Annotated in this window: 12 protein-coding genes; 3 read left to right on the top strand and 9 right to left on the bottom strand. The window is 43.0% G+C overall.

Annotated features, from left to right (window positions below; genetic code table 11):
* The first annotated feature begins 75 nt into the window (after nucleotides 1-75).
* Nucleotides 76-2,856 carry a M16 family metallopeptidase gene (locus PHU20_RS01920; protein ID WP_274823649.1) on the top strand — a complete coding sequence of 927 codons (2,781 nt, stop codon included), beginning with the start codon at nucleotides 76-78 and terminating at the stop codon, nucleotides 2,854-2,856.
* 66 nt (nucleotides 2,857-2,922) lie between these two features.
* Here PHU20_RS01920 and PHU20_RS01915 read toward each other — a convergent pair whose 3' ends face one another.
* The 4 genes from PHU20_RS01915 to uvrA all read right to left on the bottom strand — a co-directional run bounded on the left by PHU20_RS01915 (nucleotide 2,923) and on the right by uvrA (nucleotide 11,943).
* A complete protein-coding gene (locus tag PHU20_RS01915) occupies nucleotides 2,923-5,334 on the bottom strand; it encodes an alpha-ketoacid dehydrogenase subunit alpha/beta (RefSeq protein ID WP_274823648.1) in 2,412 nt (803 codons plus the stop codon).
* Between the two features lie 163 nt (nucleotides 5,335-5,497).
* Nucleotides 5,498-8,338, bottom strand: a complete 2,841-nt coding sequence (locus tag PHU20_RS01910) for a M1 family aminopeptidase (RefSeq protein WP_274823647.1) — start codon at nucleotides 8,336-8,338, stop codon at nucleotides 5,498-5,500.
* Nucleotides 8,339-8,347: 9 nt separating this feature from the next.
* Nucleotides 8,348-9,034 (bottom strand): LOG family protein, encoded by a 687-nt coding sequence (locus tag PHU20_RS01905; RefSeq protein ID WP_274823646.1) that lies wholly within the window; start codon nucleotides 9,032-9,034, stop codon nucleotides 8,348-8,350.
* A 68-nt stretch (nucleotides 9,035-9,102) separates the two neighbouring features.
* Nucleotides 9,103-11,943 carry an excinuclease ABC subunit UvrA gene (gene uvrA, locus PHU20_RS01900; RefSeq protein ID WP_274823645.1) on the bottom strand — a complete coding sequence of 947 codons (2,841 nt, stop codon included), beginning with the start codon at nucleotides 11,941-11,943 and terminating at the stop codon, nucleotides 9,103-9,105.
* A 115-nt stretch (nucleotides 11,944-12,058) separates the two neighbouring features.
* Between uvrA and PHU20_RS01895 the strand changes: the two genes are divergently transcribed.
* Nucleotides 12,059-12,586 carry a hypothetical protein gene (locus PHU20_RS01895; protein WP_274823644.1) on the top strand — a complete coding sequence of 176 codons (528 nt, stop codon included), beginning with the start codon at nucleotides 12,059-12,061 and terminating at the stop codon, nucleotides 12,584-12,586.
* Nucleotides 12,587-12,599: 13 nt separating this feature from the next.
* On the opposite strand, the gene PHU20_RS01890 is transcribed toward PHU20_RS01895, so the two are convergent.
* Together PHU20_RS01890 and PHU20_RS01885 are read right to left on the bottom strand one after the other, a co-directional pair.
* On the bottom strand, nucleotides 12,600-13,247 hold the full coding sequence (locus PHU20_RS01890; RefSeq protein ID WP_274823643.1) for a TIGR03915 family putative DNA repair protein: 648 nt from the start codon (nucleotides 13,245-13,247) through the stop codon (nucleotides 12,600-12,602).
* Between the two features lie 17 nt (nucleotides 13,248-13,264).
* Nucleotides 13,265-13,450 carry a hypothetical protein gene (locus PHU20_RS01885; protein ID WP_274823642.1) on the bottom strand — a complete coding sequence of 62 codons (186 nt, stop codon included), beginning with the start codon at nucleotides 13,448-13,450 and terminating at the stop codon, nucleotides 13,265-13,267.
* Between the two features lie 99 nt (nucleotides 13,451-13,549).
* Between PHU20_RS01885 and PHU20_RS01880 the strand changes: the two genes are divergently transcribed.
* Nucleotides 13,550-14,314 carry an XRE family transcriptional regulator gene (locus PHU20_RS01880; protein WP_274824451.1) on the top strand — a complete coding sequence of 255 codons (765 nt, stop codon included), beginning with the start codon at nucleotides 13,550-13,552 and terminating at the stop codon, nucleotides 14,312-14,314.
* A gap of 182 nt (nucleotides 14,315-14,496) precedes the next feature.
* Here PHU20_RS01880 and PHU20_RS01875 read toward each other — a convergent pair whose 3' ends face one another.
* The 3 genes from PHU20_RS01875 to ggt form a co-directional block, all read right to left on the bottom strand.
* Nucleotides 14,497-14,940 (bottom strand): GNAT family N-acetyltransferase, encoded by a 444-nt coding sequence (locus tag PHU20_RS01875; protein ID WP_274823641.1) that lies wholly within the window; start codon nucleotides 14,938-14,940, stop codon nucleotides 14,497-14,499.
* Nucleotides 14,941-15,025: 85 nt separating this feature from the next.
* Nucleotides 15,026-15,736, bottom strand: coding sequence for a hypothetical protein (locus PHU20_RS01870; protein WP_274823640.1), 711 nt, complete (start codon nucleotides 15,734-15,736; stop codon nucleotides 15,026-15,028).
* Between the two features lie 113 nt (nucleotides 15,737-15,849).
* On the bottom strand, nucleotides 15,850-17,544 hold the full coding sequence (ggt, locus tag PHU20_RS01865) for a gamma-glutamyltransferase (RefSeq protein ID WP_274823639.1): 1,695 nt from the start codon (nucleotides 17,542-17,544) through the stop codon (nucleotides 15,850-15,852).
* Between the last annotated feature and the right edge of the window lie 13 nt (nucleotides 17,545-17,557).

Below are 17,557 nucleotides of genomic sequence, written 5' to 3'. Positions count from 1 at the left end.
AAGATTTTTAGTTGCTTAAAATTCTGGGATGCCCTATATTTAGGTTGTTCATTATTAATCATTTAATCATCAATCATGAAAAAATTATTCCTTGTTTTATGGTGTCTTTTAGGTGCCGTCCAAGTACAGATGGCCCAAAATTTTGAGTTTAAAGCAGATAATATCGAAATCCCCTATGAAAAATTCGTACTGCCGAACGGACTCACCTTACTGGTTCATGAAGATCACAAGGCACCGATCGTTGCCGTGAATGTTTGGTACCACGTAGGGTCTAAGAATGAAAAGCCCGGGAAAAGTGGTTTTGCACATTTATTTGAACATTTGATGTTCAATGGCAGTGAAAATTTCAACGATGACTATTTTCAAGCACTTGAACGGATCGGGGGAACGGATTTGAACGGTACCACAAATTCCGATCGAACCAATTACTTTCAAAATGTTCCCGTATCGGCCTTAGATCAGGTATTGTTTTTGGAATCCGATCGTATGGGGCATTTGTTGGGGGCCGTGGATCAAGAACTTTTGGATGAACAACGGGGAGTGGTTCAGAACGAAAAGCGCCAGGGAGAGAATCAACCCTATGGTAAGCAGTGGAATTATTTGACCAAGGCCATGTACCCCAAAGGCCATCCGTATTCATGGACCGTGATAGGGGAGATGGAAGATTTGAATGCCGCTTCCCTAGAGGATGTACATGAATGGTTTAAATCGTATTATGGGGCTGCCAATGCGGTTGTTGCCATAGCCGGCGACATAAACCCCCAAGAAGTGCATAAAAAGGTTTTGGATTATTTCGGGGATATCCCGGCCGGTCCTACCATTGAAAGACAAGAGGTGAACATTCCCGTGCACAATGGGGATACTTATCAGGTATATCAGGATCGGGTTCCGGAAACCAGGATACTCTTTGCCTGGAACACGCCTCAATTCGGTCATAAGGAGGATATCCATTTTGATTTGATTTCTTCCATACTTTCAAGTGGTAAAAATTCCAGATTATACAAGAAATTGGTTTATGAAGATCAAATCGCAAGTTCCGTGGTTTCGTTCCAAGCTTCCAGTGAAATTGCCAGTAATTTTATTAGTTGGGCAAATGTAAAGCCGGGGGAAGATCCCGAAAAGGTGCGAATGCTAATGCAGGCCGAAATTGATAGATTGATCAATGAAGGACCGACCGAAAAGGAGTTAAAGCGGGTAAAAGCCGCTTATTTCTCCGGTTTCATCAAAGGGTTGGAGCGGATCGGTGGTTTTGGGGGAGTTTCCGATATTTTAGCATCTAACGAGACCTATTTCGATGATGCAGGGTACTATAAAAAAGTACTGAAATATGTAGAGGAAGCAACAGTCCAGGATATCAAGGAAACCGCAAAAAAATGGTTGACTCAGGGCAAACATACCTTGGTTTGTGAGCCTTTTCAAGAATATACTACGGTAGCATCATCGATTGACCGTTCAAAACTGCCGGACTTAGGTACGCCCAAGAGTGCTGAATTTCCCGAATTGGAAAGGGAAGAACTTGCTAATGGACTCAATATCGTATTGGCCAAACGCAAAGGTGTTCCCACGGTCGTAATGCGACTTATGGTCGATGCAGGTTATAAAACCGATAACCTGGCCAGTCCGGGAACTGCGGAATTGGCGATGAATCTGTTGGATGAAGGAACCAAGGAATTGAATTCGTTGGAGATAAATGAACAGTTGCAGTTGTTGGGTGCAAGCCTAAGCACATTTTCAGATCAGGATAATTCAACGGTTTATATGAATACCCTAAAACCCAGTTTGGATGCAAGCATCGACTTATTTTCCGAGGTGATCCTTAACCCTGCCTTTCCTGAAAAAGAATTCCAACGTCTTAAAACCGAGCAGATCAACACGATAAAGAATGAAAAATCACAACCTTTTTCAATGGCTTTACGGGTTATGAACAAGTTGTTGTATGGGGAGAACCATCCTTATAGCAATCCGTATACCGGAACGGGTTACGAGGCTACGGTCGAAAAACTGACAAGGGATGATATTATCGGTTTTTATGACTCTTGGATGAAGCCCAACAATGCGACGATCATTGTTACAGGGGATGTGGAAATGGATGAACTCAAAGCCAAATTACAAAAGACCTTGGGAAAATGGAAAAAGGGGAATGTTCCGGAAATCACATTTACAGAACCGAAAACGAACACCAAGAATACCCTCTATTTAATGAATAGGCCCGAATCACAACAGTCGGTGATCATCGCAGGGCATTTGACCGAAAAGTATGGGGATGTTTCTGAAATAGCCCTTCAACAAATGGTAAGTATTTTAGGAGGGGATTTTACGTCGAGGATCAATATGAATCTTAGGGAAGATAAGCATTGGGCCTATGGCGCAGGCGGATTGGTGTTGGGATCCAAGCAAGAGCGACCCTTTATCGTGTATGCTCCGGTGCAAACCGATAAATCCGCGGAATCGGTCACTGAGCTGCGTAAGGAAATATCGGAGTTTGTGACCACTAAGCCAGCTACCCAAGAGGAATTGGATAAGGTAAAGACCAATCAGGTGCTTAAACTACCCGGACAGTGGGAGACCAATGGATCCGTGAATAGTTCGGTTGCCAATTTGGTGCGTTACGGACTCCCTGATGATTATTACCAGACCTATGATAAAAATGTACGTAACCTTTCCCTGGAAGACATAAAGAAAGTGAGCCAAAAGGTGGTAAAGCCCAATGAGGTCAATTGGTTCATGGTCGGGGATAGGGCTAAAATAGCAACCAAATTGGATGCCTTGGGCTTCGATGATATCATAGAAATAGATGCAGACGGAAATCCTCTGGAGCCAACCGTTAATTTACCGGAAAAAGAATTGAAGAATTAAGCAAATTCCAAGAAAAGAAAAAACCCACTCCTGAGGAGTGGGTTTTTTCTTTTTCGTTAAAGCGGCTTATCTCAATTTAGGATAATCGGCGGGGTATGCCTCATGCATTATTTCGTATACTTTTTCAAAAATATCCTCCGCACTCGGTTTTGAAAAATAATCCCCATCGGTACCATAGGCAGGCCTGTGTTCCTTACTGGTAAGGGTCTGTGGTGCACTGTCCAAATATTTATATCCTCCCTGTTTTTCAGTGATCTCGTTAAGGAGATATGCTGAACATCCGCCAGGTACATCCTCATCGATGACCAATAACCTATTCGTTTTTTGGATGCTCTTTACCGTGTCGTGATTTATGTCAAATGGCAAAAGGGTTTGGGCATCGATGACCTCGGCATCGATTCCTACCACGGCAAGTTCTTTGGCGACCCTTAAGACAATACGTAATGTGGATCCATACGATACCAACGTGATGTCGGTACCTTTTTTTAAGGTTTCGACGACCCCGATCGGTGTGCTGAATTCCCCTAAGTTCTTTGGTTTCCTTTCTTTTAGGCGATAACCGTTTAAACTTTCTATGATCAAGGCCGGTTCATCACTCTTCATTAAAGTATTATAAAATCCTGCGGCTTGGGTCATGTTCCTCGGGGCTAAAATATACATTCCCCTTAAGAGGTGTATGAGTCCGCCCATCGGGGAACCCGAATGCCATATGCCCTCCAATCGATGTCCTCTCGTACGAACGATAAGCGGAGCTTTTTGTTTGCCAAAACTGCGGTAACGCATGGTCGAAAGGTCATCGGTCAATGGCGACATGGCATAAAAAATATAATCAAGGTATTGTATCTCGGCAATGGGTCTCAATCCCCTAAGGGCCAAACCGATACCTTGCCCGATAATAGTCGATTCACGGATACCGGTATCCGCTACCCGTATTTTTCCATATTTTTTCTGAAGCCCTTCCAGCCCTTGGTTAACATCGCCAATGGTGCCGCTATCCTCCCCAAAAACCAGCAACTCGGGATATTTTTCAAAGAGTTTGTCAAAATTGTCCCTTAAAATGATCCTACCGTCAACCTTTTCCGATTTCGTGTCATATATGGGCTCGACCTTTGGAATATTCGTTGCCTTGTTCGGATGGTCACTATAGAGATGCTTGCCGAATTTTGGCAGCATTTTGTCCATAAAAACATTCACCCATTCCGCCAGGGCATCCTTTTCCTTGGATTCTTCCCCAATCAAATAGCGTAAGGTTTTCCGGGAAATGATCCCTAGGTCTTTCTTAAGCGGTTCTTCTATGGCGATAAGGTCATTTCTCAGTTTTGCGATGAAATTACGATTGGCACTTTTAGTGGCGACATCTTTCATAAGACCCAATAACTCCGCTTTCATTTTCTTGTGGTCTTCCAAGAATTCGGCCCATGCCTCGTTTTTTGCGGATCGCACTTTTTGGCGGATACCCTTTTCCAGTTTTGACAGTTCCTCATCTGTTGAGATCCCGGATTCCAGGATCCATTCCTTGAACCGTTTGATGCAATCATTGTCTTTTTCCCATTGCAATCGTTCAGCACTTTTATATCTTTCATGGGAACCGGAGGAGGAGTGGCCTTGGGGCTGGGTAAGTTCGGTCACATGTATGATAACGGGAACATGTTGTTCCCTGGCAATATCCGAAGCGTTTTCATAAACGTGCATCAAGGCGGTATAATCCCAACCCTTTACCTTAAGGAGTTCGTATCCTTCATGGTTTCCTTCACGTTTGAATCCGGACAATACTTTTGAAATATCTTCTTTGGTGGTATGGTATTTGGCCGGTACGGAAATTCCGTACTCATCATCCCAAACACTGACCACCATGGGCACCTGAAGCACCCCACCGGCATTTATCGTTTCGAAGAACAGCCCTTCACTGGTACTTGCGTTACCTATGGTTCCCCATGCAACCTCATTGCCATTGTTGGAGAAGTTGGTCGCATCTAAATCGGGTAGATTGCGGTAGACCTTGGAGGCCTGTGCCAATCCCAATAATCGGGGCATTTGACCGGCCGTACAGGAAATATCCGCACTAGTGTTTTTCTGTTCTGTCAAGTTCTTCCAAGAACCGTCTTCATTAAGACTATAGGTTAAAAAATGCCCTCCCATTTGCCTTCCGGCACTCATGGGCTCTTTCTCTATATCCGCTGTGGCATAAAGGCCATGAAAAAATGCTTTTGCATCCAAAAGACCCAAGGCCATCATAAAGGTTTGGTCCCTATAGTACCCGCTCCTGAAATCCCCGTTTCTGAAAGATTTTGCCATGGCCAACTGGGGCAATTCCTTACCGTCCCCAAAAATACCGAACTTGGCTTTCCCGGTAAGTACTTCCTTTCTACCCAAAAGACTACAGACCCTACTTGTAAATGCTATCCTATAATCGCGAAGAATCTGGGTCTTAAAGTCATCAAAAGAAATATCGGCACTTGTTTTTGGGGATGTATCCATAGACTATTGTTAGACTTTTTACAAAAGTACCAAACGCTACGGGAATTTGCAATAATGAAACGGGTTAATATTTTTAATAATCATTAAAGAAAATGACGTAAAAAAATAAAAAGTTGATGATTTAAAAAAATTATAGGCCAATAATTGGTGATATGGTAAAATATTAAAACCATTTTCGAGTAAATAAGCCCGTTAAGGTTTTTGGGCTCAAGGTAACGATGAATCTGATTTTTTCCTCATAATTGGGCTGTGATACTTCCCAACCATTGTTGGAGTATAGTGGAAAGTAGAGTTCAAAATAATCAGTAACCAGGTTTAAGCGGATACCGGAGTCATAGACCAATCGTTCTTTTTCCTTCTTTCTCTTTAAAAATCCGACATCGCTGTAAAATTCGATCCATTTCCAAATATTGATACTGGTATTGGCGGTAGCCATCCAATCATTGGAGAAGGGATCCTTTAATTTGGATTTAAAACCGCCTTCGGCTATAATGATCTGTTGACTGTACAAGCCGGTTTCTTCGGACCTACCCAAGTAGTTGTAATCAAATAGATAATCATTGGGCCTGTCAAGGGCAAAATCGAAAAATTGCTCATCGGGTGCGATGGTGTTTCTCAGGAATTTACCGGCGAAGAACCTGAAATTGAATTGTCTGTTGTTCTCGAATAATTTTCGGTATTCCAGTTCAAAAGAGAGCTTGCTGAATTCCTTGCTGTATTGGGCGTCGGCAAACCAAGAGAAATAATCGATAATACCATTGACACTATGTGTGAAACGTGCGTTCAGAACACTGTAATCCGGATCGGTTTCCACATTATCCACATTTTCATCAAGGGTTCTGAATACATTTACAAAGCGAAGGCTAAGAAAATCCCTTTCGTTGGATCGTAGGTCTTCCGGCCGCCACCCATAACTTATCGAAGGGGTAATGGTGGTGTATCTCGAATTGGTCTGATAATGTGATGTTGACCCCCTTAGGCCGTAATTCGCGACGTAAAGACCACTTTTACTTAGGTATTTCCGGTAATTGAACTTGCCATATCCCACCAAGGATTTTTCTTTGAAGGCATACGATGGGGCAAAATCATATACGAAAGGTTTTTCCAAAAAAGTCTTATTGTAGATCCGCATACCCGGAGACCACCCATCGTAAATGTTGAAGTTGATTACGGGCACGTAGAAAACCTGATTGTAATAGGGGTCTTCGGCATCTTTAAAAAAACGGAACTGTAATTTTTTATTGCTTGAAAAAAAGCCTTTTAAAGATTTCCAATTGTCCCTTTCATTGAATTCGGGAATTTTATGGTCATAATTCAAGACCATTCGGTCTTCGTTCCCTCTAGGGATGGTAAAGGTCTTTTGGGTTTTTATATCGGTAAACCAGTATTTGGAAACCACCGAATCTTTCTTGATGCCAAAAAGTGAAATGGGTACATTGGTGCCTTCCTTGTTTTTTAGGGTTACCCGTAATGAATCGTCGGTTTTGGTGATTTTTTTGATCTTAAAGTCGATCTTTTTATCGGTTGATAGATAATCCCTGAAAAACCAATCGATATCGGTATCGGTAGACCGCTTTATAATGGATTCAAAATCCAGGACCTTGGCAGAGTTCAGTGAATAGTGTTTAAAATAGGTTTTGATACTGTTGTCGATCTTTTCCTTTCCAATATAATCGGCCAAATAGGAAAGTCCCATACCGGCCTTATATTTATTGGCTATCTTTTGATTGAATTTGATCAATGAGTCGTTGGGAGTGGTAAGGGCTTGATCTAGGTTCTTACGGGCAGTAAGCATGTATAGGAAGGGGTATTGCTCGTTAAAATCCATCTTTGCGAGGTTGAATCCCCGAATCCCCCAAATATTCGAAAGTTTGCCCAAAAGTTTCTGATCGGGATAAAAAGTCTCCACATAATCGATCATCAAATAATTGGCAATGGCATCTTTAAGCCATTGCTCTTTTCTTGGATTTAGATATAGGGTTTCCGTCAAGAATTTGTTCAGTGCCGTTTTTAAGAACTTCATTTCAAATTGAAATTGCTCTTCGTAAGGCCTAATGAAATAGGGAAGTTGGTTAAGTCCGTAAAGGGGACTTTTGTTGTAATCCTTTTGGCTGACCAGTAATTGGGCATGGGGATATTTACCAAGATTGTCGAATATGAATTTGGAAACCTTGGCAATGGAAATCCCTTGGGTAATTTTGTCGTATTTAGGACTTTGTAAATCGGTGACCACGGTCATGTACGGGGTCACATGGGTAGTGAACCTTTTGAACGGACTTAGAATGATCTCACAATTTTTTTGCTTTATGGCTTCCAACTGGGTCTGGTTTTCCTTTGGGAAATTTGAGGTACCGAGGTTCCTGTAATTCGTAGTAAGGAAAAGATTGCCCGGATAAGTGATATGGACCGTTGTATGGGTAATATCGGTATATAGATCCTCGAGGTTCTTATTGGAATACAAATTCCATTCCCCATTGAAAACGGCTGGCGATAAATACCAATCCTTTAGGTAATATTCATCCCTATTGGTGTACCCATAGGTCGTGTATTTATCTGGAGGCAATTTTACGGTATAGGTCATGAACAATTTAACCTGTTCACCGGGATACAAGGGTTTGTTCAAGGTGATCTTAAGCAGGTCTTTTTCTTCCGTTCGCTCCCAAAACAAGCCCCGGTATTCATCATCAACGGCACTCAGGATGGTCGTGCGTCCCCGTTCGTCATCCTTGGCCAAATGGAGGCTTTTTTTGAATTCTTGGGCAAATCTTTTGGCAAGACCTGTGTTTTTGTTCGAATAGGCATGCGCCCAGTCATTGAAATAGAGTTCTTCCAAGGTATATTTGGAAGAATTCACATAAATGAATTCCTGTTGAATGCTCAATTCCTTATTCTCCCCGTTCAATTGGACCGATAGGATATTTGTGTGCTGGCCGTATATGGTCTGAATGCCTACAACAAAAGCCAGTATGCCTAAAATGTAATTAATATAAACGTTCTTTTTCAACTATTCTATTTAGAAATTCGGGCTCAATGATCGGCCTTTGTAGAAAGAATCCAAAATATCCACAACTTCCCCCTCGGTGTCTACCAGTTTTATAAGATCTAAATCCTTGGGGCTGATATTTCCGGCTTCCAGCATTGTATCCTTGATCCAATCAATAAGTCCACTCCAAAATTTGGTGCCCACTAATATAATGGGAAATTTTTCAATTTTGTTGGTTTGGATAAGGGTTATTGCCTCAAAAAGCTCATCGAGCGTTCCAAATCCGCCCGGCATGACCACAAAACCTTGGGAGTATTTCACGAACATGACTTTTCGAACAAAGAAGTAGTCGAAATCAAGGCTTTTATCGCGATCGATATAGGGGTTGTCATGTTGCTCAAAAGGAAGGTCGATATTCAAGCCCACGGAAGTCCCTCCAGCCAAGTGGGCCCCTCGGTTACCGGCTTCCATGATACCCGGGCCTCCACCGGTTATGACACCGTACCCAGCTTCGGCAATGTGTTTGGCGATTTTGACGGAAAGGTTATAAAACGGGGAGTTCTCCTTGGTCCTGGCAGATCCGAAGATGGATACACAGGGACCGATTTCACTCATTTTTTCAAAGCCACTCACAAATTCGCCCATTATTTTGAATATGGCCCAAGAATCGTTGGTCTTAATTTCGTTCCAACCTTTGAAATGTTGTTCTTTTCTCATGCTATTAGGTATCGTTTTAAGTAGGTGATCAAAAGGGTCACCGTTCTTTTAATATAATGTTTAGCTTTCTATGTGTCCAAACCCAATTCCGGGCTTAAAAATTGTGCGGTATAACTTTTTTTGTCCTTGCAGACTTCTTCCGGAGTACCTTTCGCAACGACCATACCGCCGCCTCGTCCACCTTCATATCCGATATCGATGATATGGTCCACTACCTTGATAACGTCCAAATTGTGTTCGATCACCAAAACGGTATTCCCTTTATCCACCAATTTATTCAGGACTTCCAAAAGTACCCTAATATCTTCAAAATGTAGGCCGGTTGTCGGTTCGTCCAGGATATAAAAAGTATTACCCGTGTCGCGTTTGGAAAGTTCGGTGGCCAATTTTATACGTTGCGCTTCCCCACCGGATAGCGTGGTGGATTGTTGCCCTAGGGAAATATAACCCAATCCCACATCTTGGATGGTCTTTAATTTTCGATGTATTTTGGGTATCATTTCGAAAAAAGCTACGGCCTCGTTTATGGTCATATCAAGTACGTCGGAAATTGATTTTCCCTTGTAACGTATTTCCAGGGTTTCCCTATTGAAACGTTTGCCGTTACACGCTTCGCATTCCACATAAACATCAGGAAGAAAGTTCATTTCAATTACCCGTACGCCCCCGCCTTGGCATGTTTCGCACCGGCCTCCCTTGACGTTAAAACTGAACCGCCCCGGTTTATACCCCCTGATGGCAGCCTCCGGGGTTTTGGTGAATAGGGACCGGATTTCGCTAAAAACACCCGTATATGTGGCCGGATTGGATCTTGGGGTACGCCCGATCGGACTTTGGTTGATATCTATAACCTTGTCAATATGTTCCAGCCCTTTAATTGATTTATAGGGCATGGGTTTACGAACACCATTGAAATAATGGGCATTCATGATAGGGTAGAGGGTCTCATTGATCAAAGTGGATTTACCGCTACCTGAAACACCGGTTACCCCGATCATTTGGCCCAAAGGAATGTCGATGGTGACATTCTTGAGGTTGTTTCCGGTACAACCGGCTAAAGTAATCTTTTTGCCATTCCCTTTTCTTCGCTGTTTCGGTACCGTTATTTGCTTTGCACCGCTAATGTAATCGGCGGTAAGGGTATGGTGGTGCTTCAATTCATGTGGCGGTCCTTCCGTAATGATTTCACCTCCGTGACGGCCTGCTTTCGGGCCAATGTCAATAACATGGTCGGCCCTTTCTATCATGTCCCTGTCGTGTTCTACAACAATAATGGAATTCCCGATATCACGCAGGGCTTCCAGAGAGCTGATCAATCGATTGTTATCGCGTTGATGTAGGCCAATACTGGGTTCGTCCAAAATGTAAAGTACGCCAACCAATTGGGTCCCGATTTGGGTGGCAAGACGAATACGCTGGGCTTCACCTCCGGAAAGGGATTTGGAGCTTCGGTTCAGGGAGAGGTAATCCAAACCGACATCCAATAAAAATTGGACCCGGGTTTTGATTTCCTTTATGATTTCTTCGGCGATCTTTAATTGATTGCCACTTAATTTATCTTCCAAGTCCTTAAAGAAACCGGCCACTTCGGCAATATCCATATTGGAGATATCCGCAATGTTCTTTTCATCGATCTTGAAATTCAAGGATTCTTGTCGCAAACGTGATCCATTGCAGGTTGGACAAATGATTTTATCCATATATTCCTTGGCCCATCGTTTGATGGAGACGCTATCCGATTCTTCGAACTGGTTTTTGATAAAGTTCGTTATACCTTCGTAATCTATTTTGTAGTTCCGTTTGACCCCAAGGGTTTTCGATTCGATATCAAAACTGTCCTGACCCCCATTCAAAATGACTTCAATGGCTTCGGTCGGAATCTTGTTTATGGGATCCTGAAGTTCAAATCCATATCGTTTTGCTATGGTCTCTATTTGCTTGAAGGCCCATGATTTTTTGTAGGGACCCAATGGTGCGATTCCGCCTGCATGGATCGAAAGTTTTTTGTTCGGAAAGATCTTCTTCTCGTTAACTTCATGTACATGGCCCAATCCATTGCAATTTGGACACATGCCTTTAGGGGAGTTGAACGAAAACGTATTGGGCTCTGGGGTAGGGTACGAGATACCGGTGGTCGGACACATAAGGTCACGACTGAAATACCGCGGAACGTTTTGGCCTTCTTCCAAAACCATCAAGACATTTTCGCCGCTATACATGGCCGTATTGATGGTTTCGGTCATGCGATTGTCCAATTCCGAGTTGTCGGTAATTTTAAGTCGATCAATGACAATTTCGATATCATGGGTCTTGTACCGGTCAACCTTCATGCCCTTTACGATATCCTTGATTTCACCATCGACCCGAACCTTGACGAAACCCTGTTTGGCAATTTGTTCGAATAATTCACGATAATGCCCTTTTCGCGATTTGATAATGGGGGCAAGTATGTTTATTTTTTTTCCTTTATAGTCGGTAATGATCAGCTCCTTGATCTGCCGATCACTGTAACTGACCATCTTTTCGCCGGTATTATAACTGTATGCATCACCGGCACGGGCAAATAACAGTCTAAGAAAGTCATATATTTCGGTTATGGTACCTACCGTGGAGCGAGGGGATTTCGATGTCGTTTTCTGTTCAATGGCAATGACCGGTGAAAGTCCATCGATTTTGTCAACATCGGGACGTTCCAGTCCGCCCAAAAATTGACGGGCATATGCTGAAAAGGTTTCGATGTACCTACGTTGGCCTTCCGCATATATGGTGTCAAAAGCAAGGGATGATTTACCACTTCCCGACAATCCGGTGATAACCACCAGCTTTTCCCTAGGTATGGTAACATCGATATTTTTGAGATTATGGACACGGGCCCCTTTGACCTCAATATTTTCCTCGTAGTTTGTCATTTTCTTTTACGGCAAAGTGGCAAAGGTACGGTTTTGCCCCCTAAAAAGGAAGTTGCCCAAGTTTTGATTTATCGATGGTGAAAGTTAATTTTGAAATAAAATAAAGCATTCGAATATGAAATTATTAGGGATAGGGTCAAGGATCGATCATCCGGAATTTGGAAAAGGGGTTGTAACCAATCTTAGTTCGGAACAGTATTGGGTGACTTTTATCGATGGGGGGTTGGAAACCATTGCCATTGATGCGGGGTTCGAGGTCATTGAGGCGGTTACCGATGAGGTGGATACGGTCAGTTTTTCCGATGTGGAGCTGAGTCTGATTTCCATATTGAGAAGATGGAGCGATATCAATAATGCGACCGCCTTGGGGAGTAAATGGAAAGGAGGTACATTGGTTATTAAACCGGGTGAGGCGAATTTGTCCGAAAAGGAAATACCCATTGATACATTTTTCCATAAGATCGTAATGGTTCGGGATCGAATACGTGTGATGGAGCAAAAAATCAATGCCAGTAAGCATCTTGATGACCAGGAAAAAGTTGATCTACAACAATATATTACCCGAATCTACGGAAGCCTGACCACATTCAATATTCTCTTTCAGAATAAGAGCGATCAATTCATAGGGGAAAGGTCAAAATAGTTCTTGCTCCCATTTACATTGCCATTCTGTAGCTGTTTTCCCGATTTTGGGGAAAGGGCATTTTGGTTTTTAAATACCTTTCCTTGGACTGCTCTGAAATCATTTCAAGTGTCATTCCGTTGTAATACACCCCGTATTTGCGGTTACGGTCGAAGATGATCCAAGGCTGTTTTGGGTATTTGTGCCTGAAGTGTCTGGAAATTAGTGGTAAGACATTGTAATCGGAGGCCAATTCAGTATAATACACCGAGGTGTCGGTGTTTGGAAAATCCAATGAACTTTCAATATATGATTTCTCCCGGTGCACCTGATAGGCCAATTTGGTGATTTTCGATTCGACCATCGCGGCTTGTTCCATGCCCTCCATATCCAATAGGCTATATAGTTTCCTAATATATTGATAAAGCATGAAATCAATCCCAATGGCTTCGCTTAAAAAGGAAAAATAGATGGTCCTGATTGCCGGGTGGCTCTTTTTTTCAAGGCTTTCCCATAATTCCCGTGCCTTTGTTTTTTGGGTTGCAATAATCAATCGATCCGTAAAAAGACCTTCTTGGTCCGAACCGTTTTTTTGAAATCCCAAAACCTCCATATTGTTTTCAAGGGCAAAGTGCATAGCGGTAAGGAACCCATTGAAACTCCCATCGTATACTAGTATCATAGAATTTCCCATAGTTTTTAAAATAATCGTAATTGAATGCTTTGATGTATTGATGTGTCTTTGTCGTCATCGCCTACCATGTTGTCGCGACGGGTGCTTGTGGCCGTCCTATGGATATGGAACATCTTATTCCCCGAAAGGATCTCCCTTGTCCCTGCATGGGCAAATTGGCTTAGACGGTCTTGGATCGTATTTATTGTCATCTTTGAATTGGTATATAATCCAAAAATATGGAAATAATCCCAATTACGGAAATATTCCATAAATATTTTGGATATATTCCAAAATACGTATCTTTGGGTATGGAAAATGATCTTACATTAAAACGGTTTACCGAGGTCCGAAGGTCTTTGGGGTATACCCAAGCCGAATTTGCAAAGGTTTTGGGGGCCGGAAACACCACGGCCGATATTGAAAGGGGGAGAACCAAATTATCGGGAAAAGTGGTCGCTGAGCTGTTGAAGCAATTTAAAATCAACCCATTATGGTTGTTTGCCGAAAGTGATAAGCAGTATTTGGAACCTTCGAATACCAGTGTGATCCCTAAAGTGGTGACCGTAGATTCATCCGATAATGAAAATATGGTCTTGGTCAATGCCAAGGCTGCGGCAGGTTACCCTCAAAACATTCAGGATACCAGTTGGTATAAACAATTGCCGGCTTTTGATTTGCCGCTACCGGAATTTAGGAATGCCACTTATCGGGGTTTTCAGGTGGAAGGGGACAGTATGTTGCCCAATCTGAAACCTGGGGAGTGGGTATTGGCAAAAGCCATTGAGGATATTTCTGATGTCGGGCCAAACAAAATTTATGTAATCGTTTTACAGGATGCTGTTTTGGTCAAGAAAATCGATAAGTCACCCTCATCCAATAAAATCATCTTGATAAGCTTGAATGAAACCTATCCGCCTTATGAAATAGAACCCCATCAGATTCAGGAAATTTGGCAGGTGAACAGTAAGATTACTTTTGGAATAGATGCAACTACGGAAAAAGGGTTGTTGCGTCAATTGCAGGAGTCTATGGAAGAATTGAAAAGTCAGATCGGGAAAAACAAGGGGAATTGACAACATTCCGTTTAAGGTGTGGTATGGCGTGTGGTTGGCGTATAACATCCTAAGGATTCTTACGATGGTGTAAGGGGTAGTCCGCAAGTTTTCCGTAGTTGGTTAAAGTCAGTATAGCTATTACGGTAAATGTTCAGGTAATATCAATTAAAACCTTGTGTATGTTATGTTTATGTATTTTTTCAAGTCCTGTTACTTCCTGATAATTTCAAGGTGTACATACCGCTGTTCTTTTGATTGAATCCCAGACTTTTATACAGGGCGATGGCTGGTTTGCGATGGTGGCCACTGAATAATAAAATCTCTGAAAGTTGCAATCGTTTCCCTTCGAGAAGGAGCATTTCCATCAATTTCCTACCTATCCCTTTACTTCTCATGCTTTCGGCGACCACAACATCCTCTACCATGCCCTTATATCCGGAAATTGCCTTGTAAGTCGCCAAGGAAGCCATTCCTATTAATTTGTCATTTTCCCAGCAGCACGCTAAGATGAATTCGTTGCCTTGTGCCATTATTCGTTCAATGTCCCATTGATCGATATCGGCATTTAGAACTTGGAACAGTTCGTGTATCTGTTTGCTGACTTCGGGGGTTGTATCTTCTTTTTGTAAAATGTTGAATATCATTTGGGTCTACCTTTGAATATGGGATTAAAAATAGCGAATTAAATGGGTGTTTGTGGTCATTGCTGCCAAATTACCCTATTGGGGCTTATGGGGTATAGCCCCGAACATCGCCCATATCGATCGTAATGGGTCCTAAGCGATGGGACTTGGCTATAAATGCCCCACTTTCGACCAGTTGCCAGTCGTCCCATGTGGCTTCCAGTCCTCCTATGGGAATTATCCGCACCCACATTTGAAAGCTTATCGGAAAGCCGTTGGGCTGTAATTTCCATAAATACGAATCCCCAGGGGTGCTGCCACCCGAAGTATACGTTACCAACAGGGCATCCGTGCCATCGTCCGATTTTACCAAATAACGTTCGACGCCTTCGTCAAAAACCTTGAAAGGGGCGACTAGCCAGTAGGAATCATTGTTGAATAGTCCAATTGATTTTTTAATGGCTTTTTGCCGTTTTTCCTGTTCGGTTATCATTCTGCCTTTTTCAAACACCTCGCTTTCTTGGGTATTGTTAAGGTTTAGGTCTACGGTCATATCGCTCCATGAGACTTTGACCTTGCCCAGGGTTTTATCCCATTGGTAGGCATGTTTGCCATTACGAAAGGTCCATTCGAGATAACGGGTGTCCTTAAAGGCTTCAATGTTTATGGCCTTGAGCATTTTATGTGCCAAGGCATCCGCATCCGGTCCCGATTGTCCCTCTGGCAGCGGTTCGTTGTAGAGGATATAAAGCACCACCGACCCTGCCAATAGGAGTCCGATGAATCCAAGGAGTATTTTGATCGACTTTTTCAGCATCCCGTGTCCTGTTTAAATGGCTTGTTGTTTTTATGGTTTCGCGGCTAGGGCCTGATTGGGTTAAAATCAGGCAACCGGACTACTTGGTTTTGAAACCTTGTCTTTTGGTTTGTTCAATATCCTACAGCTGCGTCATCACCGCGTTTATCTGCCCCACCTTCCAATCGTCCATCGGGCAATACGCGAATGGCATCCACTTTGCCCAAGATGGGGGTTCGGTCTTCGTTGATGATATATCCTTTGGCTTTTAATTCGTCTTTGATGATGGAAGGGAAACCTTCGGGTTCGAATATAATGTAGTCTGGCAACCATTGATGATGGAATCGAGGTGCGTTGACCGCATCTTGCATGCTCATTTTGAATTCGTAGGTGTTTAAAATGGTTTGGGCCACAGCGGTTATGATGGTCGATCCCCCTGGGCTGCCCACTACCATCCAAAGCTTTCCGTCTTTCTCTACAATGGTCGGGGTCATGGAGCTTAACATTCTTTTTTCGGGGGCAATACTATTGGCCTCGGCTCCGATCAATCCGAACATATTGGGTACGCCGGGTTTAGAACTGAAGTCATCCATTTCATTGTTCAGGAAGAAGCCCAATTCCTCGCAATATAATTTTGATCCGTATGCCCCATTCAAGGTGGTGGTAACCGATACGGCATTTCCTTCCTGGTCAACAATGGAGTAATGGGTGGTTTCCGAACTTTCATAGGTCTGGAGCTTACCTCTCTCAATGTCAGCGGATAAGGTGGCTTTATCGAAAGTGAAATCTTTCATTCTTTCGTTTAAGTAATTTTTACTCAAGAGAATGTCTAACGGAATGTCGACAAAATCGGGGTCTCCCAAGAAATAATTGCGATCGGCATAGGCCCTTCGACTGGCTTCGGTGAACAATTGAATGGTTTCTGTGGAGTTGTGACCGTACCCGGAGATCTCGTAAGGTTCTATCATCTTGAAAATCTGGTTCATGGTAACCCCGCCGCTGCTTGGGGGACTCATAGAGATAATATTAAGGTCTTTGTAAGTGAAGATAATGGGTTGACGCCATTTGGCTTCGTAGCGAGCTAAGTCTTCCATGGTGACATAGCCTCCTTTTTCTTGGATGAATGAGGATAAAATTTCCGCCGTTTTGCCCTTGTAGAATTCATCACGCCCATTTTTGACGATGCGTTTCAAGGTATTCGCCAGGGCGGGGTATTTTAAAGTATCCCCTTTTTTGATATCCTTGACAAACAAGTTGTTATCTCCGTTTAATTCACGTAGTTGTTCCCTATATCTTTCAAGGCGTTTCGCTTGGTTTTCTGTTGCCACAATGCCTTTTTCCGCCAATGCGATCACGGGTTTTAGGATGTCTTCCATAGGTAGGCTTCCGAATTTCTCATGAACTTCAAAAATTCCGGCTATGGTTCCCGGCACGCCTACTGCCGTGGCCCCAATGGTACTTTTCCCTGGAATGACATTACCCAGCGAATCCAAATACAGGTCCTTATGGGCTGCTAAAGGGGCTTTTTCCCGGTAGTCTATCGAGCCTTTGTCTCCATTGCTCTTTCGGTAAACCATGAATCCTCCACCTCCAAGGTTCCCGGCAAAAGGATAGGCGACTACGAGGGCCATCTCCGTTCCTACCATGGCATCAAAGGCATTTCCTCCGTTTTTTAGGATTTCCGCACCTATGGCTGAGGCTTCCACACGGGCGGAAACGACCATCGCCTTATTGGCTACTGCCCCTGTAGGTCGGGCGGGTTGTTCTTTACAGTTGGTTAAAATGAGTAAAGAGGCAAAGAGAATTAAATGTTTAAATAAAAGCTTCATGTAATAAAATGTT

This window comes from Maribacter polysaccharolyticus, assembly GCF_028882255.1.
Lineage (GTDB): Bacteria > Bacteroidota > Bacteroidia > Flavobacteriales > Flavobacteriaceae > Maribacter_A > Maribacter_A polysaccharolyticus.
The sequence above is the reverse complement of the archived record's forward strand: the minus strand, read 5'-3'. Positions and strand labels throughout refer to the sequence as shown.

What these genes read in the sequence shown, in the direction of transcription:
- PHU20_RS01905 (WP_274823646.1), bottom strand. Translation starts at nt 9,034, where the DNA reads ATGAGAAAAGAACAACATTTCAAAGGTTGGAACGAAATTAAGACCAAC.
- PHU20_RS01915 (WP_274823648.1), bottom strand. Translation starts at nt 5,334, where the DNA reads ATGGATACATCCCCAAAAACAAGTGCCGATATTTCTTTTGATGACTTT.
- PHU20_RS01885 (WP_274823642.1), bottom strand. Translation starts at nt 13,450, where the DNA reads ATGACAATAAATACGATCCAAGACCGTCTAAGCCAATTTGCCCATGCA.
- uvrA (WP_274823645.1), bottom strand. Translation starts at nt 11,943, where the DNA reads ATGACAAACTACGAGGAAAATATTGAGGTCAAAGGGGCCCGTGTCCAT.
- PHU20_RS01890 (WP_274823643.1), bottom strand. Translation starts at nt 13,247, where the DNA reads ATGATACTAGTATACGATGGGAGTTTCAATGGGTTCCTTACCGCTATG.
- PHU20_RS01870 (WP_274823640.1), bottom strand. Translation starts at nt 15,736, where the DNA reads ATGCTGAAAAAGTCGATCAAAATACTCCTTGGATTCATCGGACTCCTA.
- PHU20_RS01895 (WP_274823644.1), top strand. Translation starts at nt 12,059, where the DNA reads ATGAAATTATTAGGGATAGGGTCAAGGATCGATCATCCGGAATTTGGA.
- PHU20_RS01880 (WP_274824451.1), top strand. Translation starts at nt 13,550, where the DNA reads ATGGAAAATGATCTTACATTAAAACGGTTTACCGAGGTCCGAAGGTCT.
- PHU20_RS01875 (WP_274823641.1), bottom strand. Translation starts at nt 14,940, where the DNA reads ATGATATTCAACATTTTACAAAAAGAAGATACAACCCCCGAAGTCAGC.
- PHU20_RS01920 (WP_274823649.1), top strand. Translation starts at nt 76, where the DNA reads ATGAAAAAATTATTCCTTGTTTTATGGTGTCTTTTAGGTGCCGTCCAA.
- ggt (WP_274823639.1), bottom strand. Translation starts at nt 17,544, where the DNA reads ATGAAGCTTTTATTTAAACATTTAATTCTCTTTGCCTCTTTACTCATT.